11 protein-coding genes and 2 pseudogenes are annotated in these 15,453 nt (G+C 69.1%); 6 read left to right on the forward strand and 7 right to left on the reverse strand.

The window, feature by feature from the left end; genetic code table 11:
* Positions 1-46: 46 nt before the first annotated feature.
* Both RZ84_RS01760 and RZ84_RS01765 read right to left on the reverse strand, forming a co-directional pair.
* Complete coding sequence (locus RZ84_RS01760; RefSeq protein ID WP_043262812.1) at positions 47-913, reverse strand: DUF4190 domain-containing protein; 867 nt, start codon at positions 911-913, stop codon at positions 47-49.
* A 121-nt stretch (positions 914-1,034) separates the two neighbouring features.
* A complete protein-coding gene (locus RZ84_RS01765; protein WP_043262813.1) occupies positions 1,035-1,919 on the reverse strand; it encodes an aminoglycoside phosphotransferase family protein in 885 nt (294 codons plus the stop codon).
* A gap of 386 nt (positions 1,920-2,305) precedes the next feature.
* Here RZ84_RS01765 and RZ84_RS40395 point away from each other — a divergent pair.
* Positions 2,306-2,416: pseudogene (locus tag RZ84_RS40395) on the forward strand (quinone oxidoreductase); the annotation flags it as partial.
* A gap of 230 nt (positions 2,417-2,646) precedes the next feature.
* Positions 2,647-2,961: a nuclear transport factor 2-like protein gene (locus RZ84_RS01775; protein WP_043268843.1), complete on the forward strand. Its 315-nt coding sequence runs from the start codon at positions 2,647-2,649 to the stop codon at positions 2,959-2,961.
* 124 nt (positions 2,962-3,085) lie between these two features.
* Here RZ84_RS01775 and RZ84_RS01780 read toward each other — a convergent pair whose 3' ends face one another.
* Positions 3,086-3,751: a class I SAM-dependent methyltransferase gene (locus RZ84_RS01780; protein WP_347232721.1), complete on the reverse strand. Its 666-nt coding sequence runs from the start codon at positions 3,749-3,751 to the stop codon at positions 3,086-3,088.
* A gap of 401 nt (positions 3,752-4,152) precedes the next feature.
* Between RZ84_RS01780 and RZ84_RS01785 the strand changes: the two genes are divergently transcribed.
* Positions 4,153-4,626 carry a carboxymuconolactone decarboxylase family protein gene (locus RZ84_RS01785; RefSeq protein ID WP_043262814.1) on the forward strand — a complete coding sequence of 158 codons (474 nt, stop codon included), beginning with the start codon at positions 4,153-4,155 and terminating at the stop codon, positions 4,624-4,626.
* A gap of 329 nt (positions 4,627-4,955) precedes the next feature.
* Here the strand turns inward: RZ84_RS01785 and RZ84_RS35965 are convergent.
* Both RZ84_RS35965 and RZ84_RS01790 read right to left on the reverse strand, forming a co-directional pair.
* Positions 4,956-5,114, reverse strand: a pseudogene (locus RZ84_RS35965) (alkene reductase); the annotation flags it as partial.
* Positions 5,115-5,316: 202 nt separating this feature from the next.
* Entirely contained in the window at positions 5,317-6,291 is a 975-nt protein-coding gene (locus RZ84_RS01790) for a GlxA family transcriptional regulator (RefSeq protein ID WP_052229692.1), read from the reverse strand.
* 110 nt (positions 6,292-6,401) lie between these two features.
* On the opposite strand from RZ84_RS01790, the gene RZ84_RS01795 reads away from it, so the two are divergent.
* The 3 genes from RZ84_RS01795 (at position 6,402) to RZ84_RS01810 (ending at position 13,096) form a co-directional block, all read left to right on the forward strand.
* Positions 6,402-7,415 carry an NADP-dependent oxidoreductase gene (locus tag RZ84_RS01795; protein WP_052229693.1) on the forward strand — a complete coding sequence of 338 codons (1,014 nt, stop codon included), beginning with the start codon at positions 6,402-6,404 and terminating at the stop codon, positions 7,413-7,415.
* Between the two features lie 355 nt (positions 7,416-7,770).
* A complete protein-coding gene (locus tag RZ84_RS01805) occupies positions 7,771-8,478 on the forward strand; it encodes a M24 family metallopeptidase (protein ID WP_043268851.1) in 708 nt (235 codons plus the stop codon).
* Between the two features lie 337 nt (positions 8,479-8,815).
* Positions 8,816-13,096 (forward strand): bifunctional nitrate reductase/sulfite reductase flavoprotein subunit alpha, encoded by a 4,281-nt coding sequence (locus RZ84_RS01810; RefSeq protein WP_043262816.1) that lies wholly within the window; start codon positions 8,816-8,818, stop codon positions 13,094-13,096.
* A 161-nt stretch (positions 13,097-13,257) separates the two neighbouring features.
* Here the strand turns inward: RZ84_RS01810 and RZ84_RS01815 are convergent, their stop codons facing one another.
* Together RZ84_RS01815 and RZ84_RS40400 are read right to left on the reverse strand one after the other, a co-directional pair.
* Complete coding sequence (locus tag RZ84_RS01815; protein ID WP_043262817.1) at positions 13,258-14,373, reverse strand: oxygenase MpaB family protein; 1,116 nt, start codon at positions 14,371-14,373, stop codon at positions 13,258-13,260.
* Between the two features lie 508 nt (positions 14,374-14,881).
* Positions 14,882-15,453: DUF418 domain-containing protein (locus RZ84_RS40400; RefSeq protein WP_241777507.1), on the reverse strand; the 572-nt coding region annotated here is incomplete at its 5' end.

A 15,453-nucleotide genomic window follows, 5' to 3' on the forward strand; every position in this document is an offset into this window, starting at 1 on the left:
TCATCGCGGTAAGCGGTCCGCCGTACCGTATGCGCCCGGTACGCCGTCAGGAGGTGGGGCCGCTCCAGTAGGCGTCCTGCCACCGCTTCGCGTCGGGGCTGAACTCCACCTCGATCCGGTTGGCGGCCTCGGGCGGAAGGGAGAAGGCGTACTTGCCCACGGCTTCCTTGCCGGGCAGAACGTAGCCGGTGATGACCTTCTGCCGCCCGCTGCCGTCGATCACCAGCTCCGCCGACGCCCCGTCCGCGTCGTTGACGCTGGGCAGCCCGGTCTCGACGGCGACCCGCTTGCTGCCGGTGTTGACCACGGTAACCGTGACCTGGACGGCCTTGTTGCCCTTGGCATGGCCGAGAACATAGCCGTCCGGGACGAACGGCACCGGCTTGCCGACCGTGACCTTCAGACCGTTGTCGAAGGTGTACGCCTTACCGAAGGACAGGTGACGGGCCTCCTCGGCCGCCTTGGCCTTCGCGCGGGCGTCGGCGTCAACCTTCTTGACGTGCGCACGGGCGTCGTCGACCACATCCTTGACCAGCACGGCGGTGAACACCGCGCTGCACGCCGCCACGAGCAGCCCCAAGATGCCCAGACCAACACCGCTGAGTGCCATGGCCCTGTTGGTGGCCCGGCCCATGCGTACCCGGCTCAGTCCGACGCCACCGAAGATCACAGCCAGCAACGCCGGCAGCCAGGACAGCCAGAACAGGAAGATGAACACGCCGAGGACGACGCCGACAATACCGAGTACCAGGGCAGTGATGCCCATGCCGTTGCTGGGCTGCGGAGTCCAGGCCAGCGGCGGGCACGGCGCCTGGTACGCGCCGCCCTCAGCGGGCGGCGCAGCCCACGGGTCGCGGTGCTGCGGCAGCGGGTCCCCGGTCGGGGATCCGTCGGGAGAGACGGGCGCGGTCATGCAGAATCCTTCAGCCAGATCACTCAGTGAATTTCCGACAATACCAGCAGTTTTACGCATTCATTACTTCTCGCGGGCAGGGCCGGCGCACCACCCCAACTCCCTGGAGCGGAGCTTTCGATCAGCCCTCCCGCAGCACCGCCCGGATCACATGCCGGGCGTTGTGTGCCATCGCCGGATTCGTCCCGCGGTAGTACGGCAGCGCGATCAGCGCCTGCGAGAGCGTCCGGGCCCGCCCGCGGATCCACGTCGCGTCGTCCACGCCGAGCGCCTCACGGAAGTCCGCCCTGGCAGCGGCCGGCAGCAGATTCCACGCCGGAAACAGATCGCACGCCGGATCACCCACGCCCATGCACCCGAAATCGATCACCGAGGTCAACCTGCCACCGCCCACCAGCAGATTGCCCGGCATCAAGTCGCCATGCAGCCACACCGGTGGCCCGTCCCACCCCGGAGCCCGCAGCGCCTCCTCCCAAACTGCCACCGCGGCATCACCGTCGACACCCTCCTGCGGAATCCCACGCAATTCCTCTACGGCCGCCCGCGTCGACGCGTCCAGCGAGGCGAGAGGCCCGCCGCGGTGGGCCCGTGGCGCCCCGGGCAGGGGGACACTCCGCATCGCCGCCACGAAACCGGCCAAGTCCTGCGCCAGCAGCACCGGCTCCTCCCACGCCTCCGCAACAGGGCTCTCCCCCGCCAGCCACCGATAGACCGCCCACGGCCACGGGTACCCCTCAGCCGGCTCCCCCGCCCCGAGCACCTCCGGTACGGCCACCGGCAAGCGCTCCGCGAGCCTGGGCAGCCACTCCCGCTCCATGACCACCTCCGGAGCTCCTCCCTCCCCCAGGGGCAACCGCACGACCATGTCGTCGCCCAGCCGATAGACGGCATTCACCGTGCCTGCGGACGCAATCCGCTCCACCCCCAGCTCCGCCCACTGGGGAAACTGCCCGGCGATCAACCGCAGCACCAGGTCATCATCGATGGGACGCAGTCCCGGATGCATCGGCCCTCCACTCATGGAGCGCCATCTGACCGCCCAACACCGCCCACGTCAAACGCTTTACGCCGTGCCCTTTTCGGGAAAGCGGAGCACACGTTGTGCGCAGCAGATGACTGCGATGACTGCAATGGCTGCAATAGCTGCCAAGACTGCGGCAAGTCCAGGAGGTACCGGGTGGTTGCGAGGAGCGTGAAATGGCCTCGGTACGCCGCGAATCCGTTCGTTCGGATGGTTCAGCGGTCGAGTGGGTCTGACGCAGGATCAGGTCGCGCAGTCCGGGGAATCGGGCGTTGAACCCCTCGCGCCGCAGTCAGTTGACCCGCTTCGGGCCCATGTTGCGCTGCCCGACGATGCCTTCCTTGCGCAGCAGGGAGAAGTGGTGACTCAGTGATCTGCGCACCGCCGCCGCTTTGCCCACCGTGCTGCCGACGGCCCCTGCACTGCTTCACGAAGTGGGACGGCTGCGTGAGGGGGAGAGCGTGCTCGCCCGGGGAGCGGCCCCTCTGCCGCACCGAGGCAGGCGGGTGCCTGCCTGGTCCGTATACGCCGCTGGCCGAACCGGACGCATGGAGGTGAGCTCCGGACACATGGAGGTGAGCTGGGGAGAGTCTTGGCGACCATTGGGCGTATCTCCGGTGTTGAGGAGTTCCCTCAAACCCTCGCCCGGGTAGGAACAACAGCCCGCATCAAGTCATCGGGGCATCGCGTGTCACAGTCGCTGGAGGTTCACATGACGGTAGATCAACTTGACCCCGTTGTCGCAAAATTCGTTGACGCCGTCAACGCGGGCGACTCAGCAGGATTCTTTGACTTGCTGACCGAAGACGTTTCCATGTCCGACGATGGCTCGGACCGCAACGTTCAAAACTGGGTGGATTCCGAGATCTTCGGTTCCAACGCCCGCATGAATGTCGAGTCGGTGTCGGATGGCGGACGGGCACTGGTCGCGGACTACACCAACGACCGGTGGGGCTCCATGCGGACGGCCTGGCGCTTCACTGTCGCCGGCGACAAGATCAGTCGCTTCGAAACAGGTCAGGCATAGGTCGGACTACGATTCGCCCGGCGGTAGCGTTACGGCCACCGCCGGGCCGACCTGCGAAGACAGACGATGGTCCCGAGCTCGGAATCCTGCGGCGATGCCTGCCGGCCGCGCTGCGCCGGATCAGTCAGGAGGACGCCACGCCACAGTCGCAGGACCGTGCCTGCTCGAAGTGAACCGGTGGGCTGACCGGCACCAGATGATGGACCCGGGCCGGGGGCAGGTTTCCCAGCACCGTCTCCGTACGGAAGGTGTGCCGGCGCAGGATGCGGCGCAGTACGCCCAGCCCGGCGAAGGTGCGCTCTCGCTCTGCCGCGTCGGCGAACGTCCTGCGGAGCGTCTCGCCTCCCACGTAGCCGAAGAACGACAGCGTGCCGCCGGGTCGCAGCGCCCCGAGCAGCCGGTCGAAGATCTCTTGCGTCGTCCGGGCCTCGAAGTTGGCGAAGGGCAGGCCGCACACGATCGTGTCGTAGGAACCGAGTTCGTGTTCCTGCACCAGGCCCGTTCGGATCCGGAGCCTGGGATCACCGGCATATGTCTGTCGCAGCAGGTCGGCGAAGCGCGGGTTGGCCTCGATGAGGTCCAGGGTGTCCAGCCGGCTGAGCGAGTCGGCGATGTGCCGGGTCACTGCTCCGGTGCCGGGCCCTACCTCAAGGACCGCGCGGGGGCGCCCAGGGCTGGGGACCAGATACCGGGTGAGGGCTCTGCTGAGCCGCGCGCTGCTCGGGGCGATCGCCCCCACATCCTGACGCGTCCTCGCGTACTCCCGGAGGAACAGAGTCACTTCAGCCACAAGTCACCCACTGCGATAGTGAAAGTACCGGTCTCGTCACATTGCTGCCGGATCGTCCAGTTCAGCAACATCATTCCGATCAGTGTGCCCCTGACCTGGTAAAACGACCGGCAAAGGGCCGGGGAGATGTGGTGAAGGAAGGGTGTCGGAACCGGTTCATTGCCGATTTGACGTCGGCGACGGATCCGGCTTCTCGCCCGCCGCCCGCATCGTGACCTGCGAGTGACCGGGGACGCTCAGAGCCGGTGGCGACGTCCCGCCGGCGGACCTGAACGTCGTCGTGGGTGGTTCCTGCCGCGATGCAGGATGGGGAGACGTAGGTCACATTCGTTCGTGTCACAACTTGCGGGGCTATTCCGTCCAAGACGGTGTAACCACCAACAACGACATTGGAGCGCACCATGGAAGCTCGGCTGAACATCATGACCAGTCCGGCCGCGGCCAAGGCCATGAAGCACATCATCGCGGCGCACAAGGCGCTTGCGGACTCGACGCTGCCGACCGCGACGCGCGAGCTGGTGATGCTCCGCGCCAGTCAGATCAATGGCTGTGCCGGATGCATCGACATGCACACCAAGGAAGCCGCGGCGGCCGGGGAGACCGCGGTGCGCCTCAACCTGGTCGCTGCCTGGCGCGAGGCCACGGTCTTCACCGACGCGGAGCGCGCCGCGCTGGAGCTGGCGGAGCAGGGTACCCGCATCGCGGACGCGGCCGGCGGCGTCCCGGACGAGGTCTGGGCGAACGCCGCCAAGCACTACGACGAGGACCAACTCGCCGCGCTGGTGGCCCAAATCGCCATCATCAACGCCTTCAACCGCGGGAACGTCATCACCCAGCAGCCGGCCGGCGACTACCAGGTCGGCCAGCTGCACTGACGGGGCAGCCGTGGCGCCGGCCGATCCTCCGACACCAGCAGCAGACACCCCCGGACACCGCTCCTTTGCCCCCGGGAATGTGGTTCCGGGCCCGCCCGGCAGCTCGACCACCGCTCACCGCCGATGGGACTGCTGCCGCAGATGAAGGCCGAGGTGGTGCGGAGGGTGCCGAGCAGGTTGGTGGTCACCGCGCGGTCGTTGTGGCCTCGTCCAGGACGTGGCGTCGGTGGCCGGCGATGATGACGGTGTCGCCACGGCATCGGCACCGGCACCGGCACCGGCACCGGTGATCAGGATGGTGTTTCCGGTGAGCTTCATGAGGTGCCCTCCTGGGCCGGCAGGTATAGGAAGTTGGCGAGGATCTGGACACCGTCGAAGCCTGCGGCGATGGCGTTGCGGGCGGCGGTGGCGTAGTCGGCAATGGTCTGGCGGATCTCGGCCGTGGTCATCGCGCGCTGCGTGACCGTGGGCTTGCGGCCGGACGGGGTGATACTCCAGATCCATCCGCGTTCCCCAGCCTGCGCGGAAGCGGCGGCGTCGCCGAACCACGTGGAAAGCGGAAAGTGGAAAGCGGAAAGACGGAATGGTGCAGCTATGGAAACGTCGGTTTCCCGGTAGAGCGGCGGCTCCAACGGGAGGCTTCAAAGCCCGGATCAGCGAAGGTATCGCGGCCCCCGTACTGGAAATGCCTCACTGCGGAACGCGGGTGGCGCGGAAGGTGCGCCGGTAGGTGAGCGGGGCCACCCCGATGGCGGCGTGGAGGTGCTGGCGGAGCGAGGTGGCGGTCGCGAAGCCGACCTGGCCTGCGATGCGGTCCACGGACAGGTCGCTGGTTTCGAGGAGTTGGCGTGCGCGGGAGACGCGCTGTTGGATGAGCCACCGTCCCGGGCTGGTCCCGACCTCGTCCTGGAAGCGTCGTGCGAAGGTCCGTACGCTCATCTGTGCCTGGCCTGCGAGGTCGGTCAGGGTCAGCGGCAGGTGCAGGTGCTCCAGCGCCCATTGCCGGGTGGCGGCCGTTGTGGTGGCGCTCGAATCGGGGACGGGGTGTTCGATGTACTGTGCCTGGCCGCCTTCCCGCCATGGCGGCACCACGCACGCTCGGGCGACATGGTTGGCCACCTGGCTTCCGTGATCGGTGCGTACGACGTGCAGGCACACATCGATGCCCGACGCGGCGCCGGCCGAGGTGAGGATGTCGCCGTCGTCGATGAAGAGCACCTCGGGGTCAAGCCGAACCCGTGGGAACAGCTGCCGGAAGCGTTCGGCGAGCGCCCAGTGCGTGGTGGCGGGGCGGTCGTCGAGCAGTCCGGCTGCCGCGAGGACGAAGGCACCGGTACAGATGGAGATGAGCCGGGTACCGGGGCGGATCACGGCGAGGGCGTCGGAAACGGGATCAGGGAGTTCGCCGGTGGCCAGAGCCAGGTCGAACGGCGGGATCACGACGGTGTCGGCAGTGCGCAGCACCTCGGGCCCGTGCTCGACGGCGATTCCGAAGTCGGCGTCAGTGCACACCGGGCGGCCGTCGACGGTGCACGTGAGCAGCTCGTAGCGGCCGCGCACACTGCCGAAGATCCGGTTGGGGATGCCGAGTTCGAACGGATACACCCCGTCGAGTGCGAGGACGACGATGCGGTGCGTCGATTCCGGCAGCGTTGTCCGGCCCATGACGATCAGCCCTTCCCATCCGTCGTCCCGCTGCCTGGTTGGCAGAATCCCATCGAATAGTGACCATCATGCCATTGTCCATGCCGCCGCGCGGCGGCAATGCTGACCGCATGAGTGCAGAGACCACGCAAAAGACCACCACAGAGCACGTCACGACCACCCAGCACACGATGCGGGCGATCAGCCAGGACGTCCTCGGCGGGCCCGAGGTACTGAAGGAAGTGGAGGTGGCTCGCCCGGAACCCGGTCCGAGCGAGGTGCTCATCAGAGTCCACGCGGCAGGAGTCAACCCCACCGACTGGAAGCACCGGAAACGCAGCATCCTCCTCGGCGAGCCGCCGTTCATCCTGGGCTGGGACGTCTCCGGAGTGGTGGAGGCAGTCGGAAGCGGAGTCACTCTGTTCAAGCCGGGTGACGAGGTCTTCGGGATGCTGCCCTATCCGCACGGTGTGGGCTCCCACGCCGAGTACGTCACCGGGCCCGCCCGCGCCTTCGCCCACAAGCCCACACAGATCGACCACGTCCAGGCGGGGGCGCTACCACTGGCTGCCCTGACCGCCTGGCAGGCACTTGTCGACACCGCCGCCATACGGGCCGGGGACCGTGTGCTGATCCACGCCGCGGCCGGCGGCGTGGGCCACCTCGCGGTGCAGATCGCCAAGGCGCGCGGCGCGTATGTGATCGGTACGGCCAGCGCGGCCAAGCACGAGTTCGTGCGCGGCCTCGGTGCCGACGAAGTGCTCGACTACCAGCGGGCAGACTTCGCCGAGGCCGTCCACGATGTCGACGTCGTTCTGGACACGATCGGCGGCGAGTACCAGCTGCGTTCACTGCGCACGCTGGGCCGTGGTGGCCTACTGGTTTCCGTCCTGCCCTACCCGGCGCAGGGACTGGCCGAAGCGGCAGACCGGCTCGGGGTGCGTACGGAACTGCTGATCGTCGAGGCCGATCACGCCGGGATGAAGGCGATCGCCGCGCTCGTGGAGGAGGGCGCGCTCCGAGCGACGGTCGCGGAGACGTTCCCGATGGCGCAGGCCGCGAAGGCGCACGAGTTCGGCGAGACGAATCGAACCGCGGGCAAGCTGGTGCTCGTCATGAGTGGTGTAGGCGGCGCACGCGACTGATCGGCGACGGAATTCCACGAGGTGGGGACGGAATTTCACGAGGTGGGGGTGGTCGGTATCCGATCCGGCCACCCCCACCTCGCCCAGCAGGCGCCTGTGATGGGGCGGATGGGCCGGCGGGCCGCACGCGTCGAAGGCGAGAACGTGGTCGGGAACGGTGTTGATCGCGTGTGCTGTGCGGCCGGGCTTGGCGTCGAGGTCGGGCGCCGTGAGTCCCCTGCCTCGGTGGACGCGGCGATACGATGATCGAGTGGGGGGCGCGACCCGCGGCCTCCCACCAACGCCAGGCGTGCTCTTCGGCACCGTGCTCCGCCGTTCCCATCAGCACGCCGGCCACAACGGGAGGGAAGTCGTCGTGACCGACGAGACAGCGGATGCGCAGGAGACCCGGCGGGTCGAAGGGCTGGTTGCCGCCCAGGAGAAGGCCGTCGCACTGTTCGCCGAGGTGGAGAGGCGCGGGTTGGTGACGCCTGGCCGCGGTGAGCGCGAGGTCAGTGACCTGATCCGCGACCTGGCCAACGAGATGTTCGGGACCACCAAGCACTGGCACAAGCGGATCATCCGGTCCGGGCCCAACACCCTCCGGCCGTACCGGGACAACCCGCCGGACCGGGTCATCGGGCCCGACGACATCGCCTTCGCCGACTTCGGGCCGATCTTCGAAGAATACGAGGCAGACTTCGGCCGCACGTACGTCTTCGGCGACGACCCGCACAAGCACCGTCTGTGCCAGGACCTGCCGCGTATCTTCGATGCCGGCCGTGCCTTCTTCGCCGCGCACCCGGACATCACCGGCCGTCAGCTGTACGCAGAGGTCGAACGCCTTGCCACGGCGGCCGGTTGGGCCGTCGGCATCTGGCACGCCGGGCACCTGGTCGGCGAGTTCCCGCACGAGACGAACGACGGCGCCAAGGCCGATTCCTACATCACCCCGGAGAACCACACCCCGTTGCGCCGCACGGACCGCGCCGGCCGTACCTGCCACTGGATCCTCGAACTCCATCTTGTCGACCGGGAACGGGACTTCGGCGGGTTCTACGAACAGCTCCTCGACCTCGCCTGATGCGCCGGCTCCGGCGCCCGACGAGCGGGTGCCGGCCCGGGCCATCGGTGTTCCGGTGGCACCCGCTCGCCTGATTGCTGAGGAGCGCCGGCCGCGGCAGCGCGCGGTCGTCCTCGCGTCGTCCGTGGTCGTGCCGCCGGTGCGGGCCGCCGCGGCGCACGGGCCCGCTCGCCTCACACAGTGCCGTCGTGGCCTGTGCGTGAGGTGTAACCCCCGGTGCTCCTGGCGTGTGACGGGCCGGAAATTCGATCTTTCTACGGTGCTGGTCAGAGGCTGCCCGCCATCGGTGAGGCGGTCCCGGCTCGGAACGGCACACGCACCACGGAGTGGGGTTTCGTTGGCATCATCTGGCTCGAAGGACGGCGGTGTCCGCACGGTCTGCTCGTACTGCGGGGTGGGCTGCGGGATCGTACTGGACGTGGCGCGGGACCCCGCTGACGGTCGCCGCCGCGCGGCGAAGGCGTCCGGCGACAAGGCGCACCCCACCAACTTCGGCCGGCTGTGCACGAAGGGGGCGACCAGCGCGGACCTGATGGCCGCGCCCGGGCGTGCCGAGAAGGCACTGGTGCGTGGCGAGCGTGGCGCCGAGACGGTCGAGACGGATGTGGACGAGGCCATCGCGTCGGTCGCCGGGCGACTGCGGGCGATCCTGGACGCGCACGGACCGGACGCGCTGTCCTTCTACGTGTCCGGGCAGCTGTCCCTGGAGGCGCAGTACCTGGCGAACAAGCTGGCCAAGGGCTTTGTGCGCACCAACCAGATCGAGTCCAACTCACGGCTGTGCATGGCCTCCGCCGGGTCCGGTTACAAGCTGTCGCTGGGGGCGGACGGCCCCCCTGGCTCGTACCAGGACTTCGACAGCGCGGATGTGTTCTTCGTGATCGGCGCCAACATGGCCGACTGCCACCCGATCCTCTTCCTGCGCATGATGGACCGGGTCAAGGCCGGCGCGAAACTGATCGTCGTCGACCCGCGCCGCAACGCCACCGCCGACAAGGCCGATCTCTTCCTGCGGATCAGGCCCGGCACCGACCTCGCCCTGCTGAACGGCCTGTTGCACCTGCTGGTCGCCGACGGCCACACCGACGAGGAGTTCATCGCCGAGTTCACCGAGGGCTGGGAGGAGATACCCGCCTTCCTCGCGGACTACCCGCCCGACCGGGTCGCGGAGATCACCGGCCTCGCCGAGGACGACATCCGGCAGGCCGCGCAGTGGATCGGCGAGGCCGGGGAGTGGATGAGCTGCTGGACCATGGGACTGAACCAGTCCACCCACGGCACGTGGAACACCAACGCCCTGGTCAACCTGCACCTCGCCACCGGCGCCATCTGCCGCCCGGGGTCCGGTCCGTTCTCGTTGACCGGCCAGCCCAACGCCATGGGCGGCCGGGAGATGGGGTACATGGGGCCGGGGCTGCCCGGACAGCGCTCCGTGCTCGTCGATGCCGAGCGTGCCTTCGTCGAGCGACTGTGGCGGATTCCCGAGGGCTCCCTGCGTACCGACGTCGGGCGCGGAACCGTTGAGATGTTCGAGCAGTTGGCCGCCGGTGACATCAAGGCGTGCTGGATCATCTGCACCAACCCGGTCGCCTCGGTCGCCAACCGCAAGACCGTCATCGCCGGTCTGGAGGCGGCCGAACTCGTCATCACACAGGACGTCTTCGCCGATACCGAGACCAATGCGTACGCCGACGTCGTCCTGCCGGCGACGCTGTGGGCGGAGTCCGACGGCATCATGGTCAACTCCGAGCGCAACCTCACCCTCGTACAAGGGGTCGTCGACCCGCCCGGACAGGCGCTGCCCGACTGGCAGTTGATCGCCCGGGTGGCCTGCGAGATGGGTTTCGCCGACGCGTTCGGCTACGCCTCCGCGGAGGAGGTGTTCGAGGAACTCAAGCAGGCGTGGAATCCCCAAACCGGATGGGATCTGCGCGGGGTGAGCTACGAGCGGCTGCGCACGACCCCCGTCCAGTGGCCGGCGCCGGCCGCCGACGGCCCGGACCGCAACCCGATCCGCTACCTCAACGACGGCGTCAGCCAGTCACTGCGGGAACGCGAGGACGGCAGCCGCCCCCGCCTGGCCTTCCCGACCGCGAGCGGACGCGCGCGGTTCTACCCACGTCCGCACCTGCCACCGGCCGAACTCCCCGACGACGACTACCCGTTCGTGCTCAACACCGGCCGCTTGCAACATCAGTGGCACACGATGACCAAGACCGGCAAGGTCGCCAAACTCACCAGACTCAACCCCGGCCCTTTCGTGGAAGTCCATCCCGAGGACGCCGACGCCATGGGGATCGCGGAGGGCGACCACGTGGAGATCGCCTCCCGCCGCGGACGAGCCGTACTCCCCGCCATGGTCACCGACCGGGTCCGGCCCGGCACGTGCTTCGCCCCCTTCCACTGGAACGACCTGTTCGGCGAATACCTCAGCATCAACGCCGTCACCCATGACGCCGTCGACCCGATCTCCTTCCAGCCCGAGTTCAAGGTCTGCGCCGTCACCCTCACCAAGACAGCCGCCCCTGTCCCGGAGGCCCGCCCGAGCAGCCGGCCGGAGGCCGCCCCGGCACACGCCGCGGACCGGGAAGAGCCCATGAACCCCGTACCGGCCACGGCCGGCGCATCCACCCGTTCGGACTCCGCCGTCCAGGCGCTCGCCACAGTGTTCGGCATCACCGACCTCGCCCCCGCACCACTGGCCGAGCCGGAGCGCCGCTACCTCTCGGGCTATCTCGCCGGTCTCGCCCTGACCCCGCCCGACGGTCGTGTCCCCGTGCTCCCGCCCGACGCGCCCTTCGCCCCCGACCAGGCGCTGTGGGTCGACGGCGTCCTCGCCGGCATGTTCTCCCGCACTGCGGCGCCGGCTCCCACCGCTCCCGCCCACGTGCCCACACAGACCGCCGCACCGGCAACCGGCGCGAAGGCACCTGCCCGTCGCCTGGTCATCCTGTGGGCGTCGCAGACCGGCAACGCCGAGGAGTTCGCCGCCACGGCAGCCGCACACCTCACCGAGTCCGGCCGCACCCCCGAACTGCTGCCCATGACGGACATCGCTCCCACGCAACTCACCGCCGACACCGACCTGTTGATCGTCACCAGCACCTTCGGCGACGGTGACGCCCCGGACAACGGCGCCGACTTCTGGCAGGCACTGTCCGCTCCGGAAACCGGACCGCTGGAGGGGATCCGGTACGCGGTACTAGCCTTCGGCGACTCCAACTACGACGACTTCTGCGGCCACGGCCGCCGGCTCGACGAACGGTTCGACGCACTCGGGGCCACCCGCCTGGTCGCCCGCACCGACTGCGAGCCCGACTTCGAGGAGACCGCCGGGCAGTGGCTCGGCCAGGTGGTCACAGCCCTTGCCACCCCCGACGACCGGCAACCCACAGGCGCGGCCGGAGCCGGGACGACCAACCCCGAACCCGCCACCACCGCACCCGTCGCGACCACACCCACCAGCGCCTCCCCGCCACCGTCTCCCCCACCGGCCGGCTACACCAAGGCGTCACCGTTCGCCACCCTCCTCGTCGGCAACCGGCTGCTGAGCCTGCCCGGTTCCCAGAAGGAGGTACGGCAGTTCGCCCTCGACACCCGCGACGGCCAACTCGCCTACGACGCCGGTGACGCGCTCGGCGTATGGCCGGTCAACGGCGCCGGTCTCGTCGCCGAATGGCTCGCCCTCACCGGACTGGACCCCGACGAACCCGTCGAGCTCGGCGACGGCGCACCCATCCCCTTCGAAGACGCCCTGCGCACCCGTCTGGACATCACTCGCATCACCCCCGGCCTGCTCAAATTCGTGGCGGACCGCACCGGCAGCCACGACCTGAAGCGACTTCTGCGGCCCGACAACAAGGACGCGCTCGCGAAGTGGAGTTGGGGCCGCCAGGCCGCCGACGTCATCGCCGGGTTCCCGGTCCGCGCCTCCGCCGCGGAGTGGACCGCCACACTCAAGCGCCTCCAGCCCCGCCTGTACTCCATCTCCTCCAGCCCCCTCGCGCACCCCAGCGAGGTCCGGCTCACGGTCTCCGTCGTCCGCTACACCAACGACCTCGGCCGCGACCGCAAGGGCACCTGCTCGACCTACCTCGCCGACTGTGCGGACGACGGCCCGGTACGGGTCTTCGTACAGCGCTCACCGCACTTCCGCCCGCCCGCCGACCCCGCCACCCCCATGATCATGGTCGGCCCCGGCACGGGCGTGGCACCCTTCGTCGGCTTCCTCGAAGACCGCCGGGCCCGCGGCCACACCGGCCCCAACTGGCTCTTCTTCGGCGAACAGCGCCAGGCCACCGACTTCTACTACCGCGAGGACCTGGAGTCGTACCAGGCATCCGGCCACCTCGACCGCCTCGACCTCGCCTTCTCGCGCGACCAGCGCAACAAGATCTACGTCCAGGACCGGATGCGCGAAAAGGGTGCCCGCCTGTGGCAGTGGCTCCAGGACGGCGCCCACTTCTACGTCTGCGGCGACGCCGGACGCATGGCTCATGACGTCGACCAGGCACTCAAGGACATCGCCGCCACCCACGGCGGCATGGACACCGACGAGGCCACCGCCTACGTCAAGCGTCTGTCCGCAGACAAACGCTACGTCCGCGACGTCTACTGACCGGCACCGACGGCCGGCCGCCGCCCCACCCGGCCGCTCAGCAACCGCTGCGCTCTGGCTCACCGGGTGCCGGACTCCTTCACCCACGCCGGCCTGTCCGACAGACTCCTGTTCACCCACGCCGGCCCGTCCGACAGGCTCCTGCTGCCCTCCCCTCCCGGTCAGGTCGAGGCGGTGAGTCCGGTCGGCACCTGCCAGTCGCGGCGCCGGCCCTTGTTGGTCAACCGCAGGCCCGACTTGAACATCGCCGTCCCCAGCTCGCCCGCCGCGTCCGCCACTCCCGGCAACGCATCACTTCCCTTGCTGTAGCCCAGGTTCAACGCGGACTGTGCCTGGAACAGCACCCTGGTGGCATCGGCTGCCGGAACCCGTACGAGGTCGGCGGCCTCGTCACCGATCAGGCGGCGGATCAGCGTCGGACCGACGCCGGCGAAGGCCGGTCCGGGCAGCACCTCGCGGATGAAGTCCAGTACGGCCTTGGTCAGGGCGGCCCCGGCCTCGGACGGGCGCTGCTGCCGCCCCAGAATGGCGTCGAACATCCCGGCACCGTCGTCGAAGGCCGCCGGGTTGACTTCCTCCCGGACGCCCAGAACGTGCCCGATCACCCGCCAGGTGTGGAAGAGGGCGTCCCGGTCCTCGGGCAGCAGCTGGACACCCAGCCGTGCCAGACCTCGGGGAATCTCGACCGAGAAACTCATCAGCGTTCCGGCAAGGTCCTCCTGATTGACCGGAAGGCCCCATCCATCGGCGTCCCAGTCGCCCAACTGCCCGACGTGATAACGCATGGTGGCGTGGAGCAGGCGGATCTTCTGCGCCGAGCGCAGCCCCCGGCCGTCCGGACCCAGTCCGCCCTTGTCCAGTACGTCGACGACGAACTGCGCGGTCTCCATCAGCCGGCGGTACACCCCCGAGGTCAACCGCTGCGAACGCGCCAGTACCTCTGCCCCGTTCCCACACCCGTAGCACAGCGGGAGCGAACCGCACAGCAGCGTGGAGACGATCTGCGACTGGTAGCGGCCCAGCAGCACATGACTGCGGTCCAGCAACGCCGCGTCGGCCCAGTCCGGGAGCACGGCACTCGCCTCGAAATACCGCTGCAACTGCGGTGGCAGGCCGTCGGGGACGGCATCGCTGTTGCGGCCGAACCCGAGCAATGCCTGACGCACCTGCTCCTGCCGCCCCAGCGCGTAGGTCTCGCTGATCGCGGCGTCAGCCAACGGGTCTCCCGTGTGCCGCAACGCGTCGAGCTGTTCGTCCGTCCACCGGCCTGCGGGCATGTCGGTCTCCCTTGTCCGTGCTCTCCGGGCGAGACACCCTTACCCGTCATGTGCCGACGCGAGCGGCACCCTCACCCGAACGAGGAGATACCGAACGGCCGTGCGGCCGGCCGCCGCGGTGCTGGAGACCAGGCTCAGGTCACCAACAGATCCTCGTCTGACGAGGGCCGTAATGGTCCGGAACGGGATATGACAGGCCATCAGCGGTAGGGGACGATGCCGGAGCAGGTCGTGGCCCGCGTCACCGGTGGCGTGCCCGCGGTGCGCGTCCGGGGCCGGAGGCCGCTGGATTGTTGGACGGGGTTCATACTGGATTCTCCCTCTCGTCTCGTACGGGACGGGTACCCGGGGCGGGCGGACTGGTGTGGACGCCGTAGCCGTCCGTCCCGGGGCTTTGCACCGCAGGCCGACGGCGCCTGCGGAGCATGTTGGCGTCGGACCTTGTGCGCTGGGGCCGGAAGACCCCGCGGGCGGGCCGTCCCGACGCCGGTCCGGGCTGCGCGTAGATCTACCGAACGTGCCGGGCGATACCGGTTGCCCTGGCCATCAGCCCTTCGAGCGGTCCGCGGGGGAAGAACCGCGACCAGGCGGTGGCGAACGCCATGACGGCTCCGATGAAGCCGAACAGAACGGGCAGCGGCGATCCAGGCAGTTCGTCGATGCCCATGAGCCAGATGCCGACGATGTGGAAGACGTACGCCGTCAGCGACATCGACCCGACCGCGATGACCGGCCAGGCCAGGGAGCGCAGGCGCGGGACGGCTTCCACGGCGATGAGGCAGGTGGCCAGGACGGCCGTCGCCACACCGGTGTTGCCCACGATGGACAGGGTGGTCTCGCTGTGCGGGGAAGCCACCAGCAGCCAGGCCAGGGTGTCGTACGTCGGGTAACCGGCGATATCGGACCACCACGTGCTCGCCGCGTCCGGTCCGGCCACGTCGGTGAGGGCGTCGAGAGCACCGGGGACGAGGCGCAGCGCCAGCCAGGAGCCTCCGTAGCCGGCCACGGCGAGGGCGCCACCGGATACCGCGAGCCGTATGCGGACCGTGGCGGAAGCCAGGTCGAGGCGGGGGGCGGGCC

Origin of the sequence: Streptomyces sp. CT34, from assembly GCF_000805335.1 — a bacterium.
Lineage (GTDB): Bacteria > Actinomycetota > Actinomycetes > Streptomycetales > Streptomycetaceae > Streptomyces.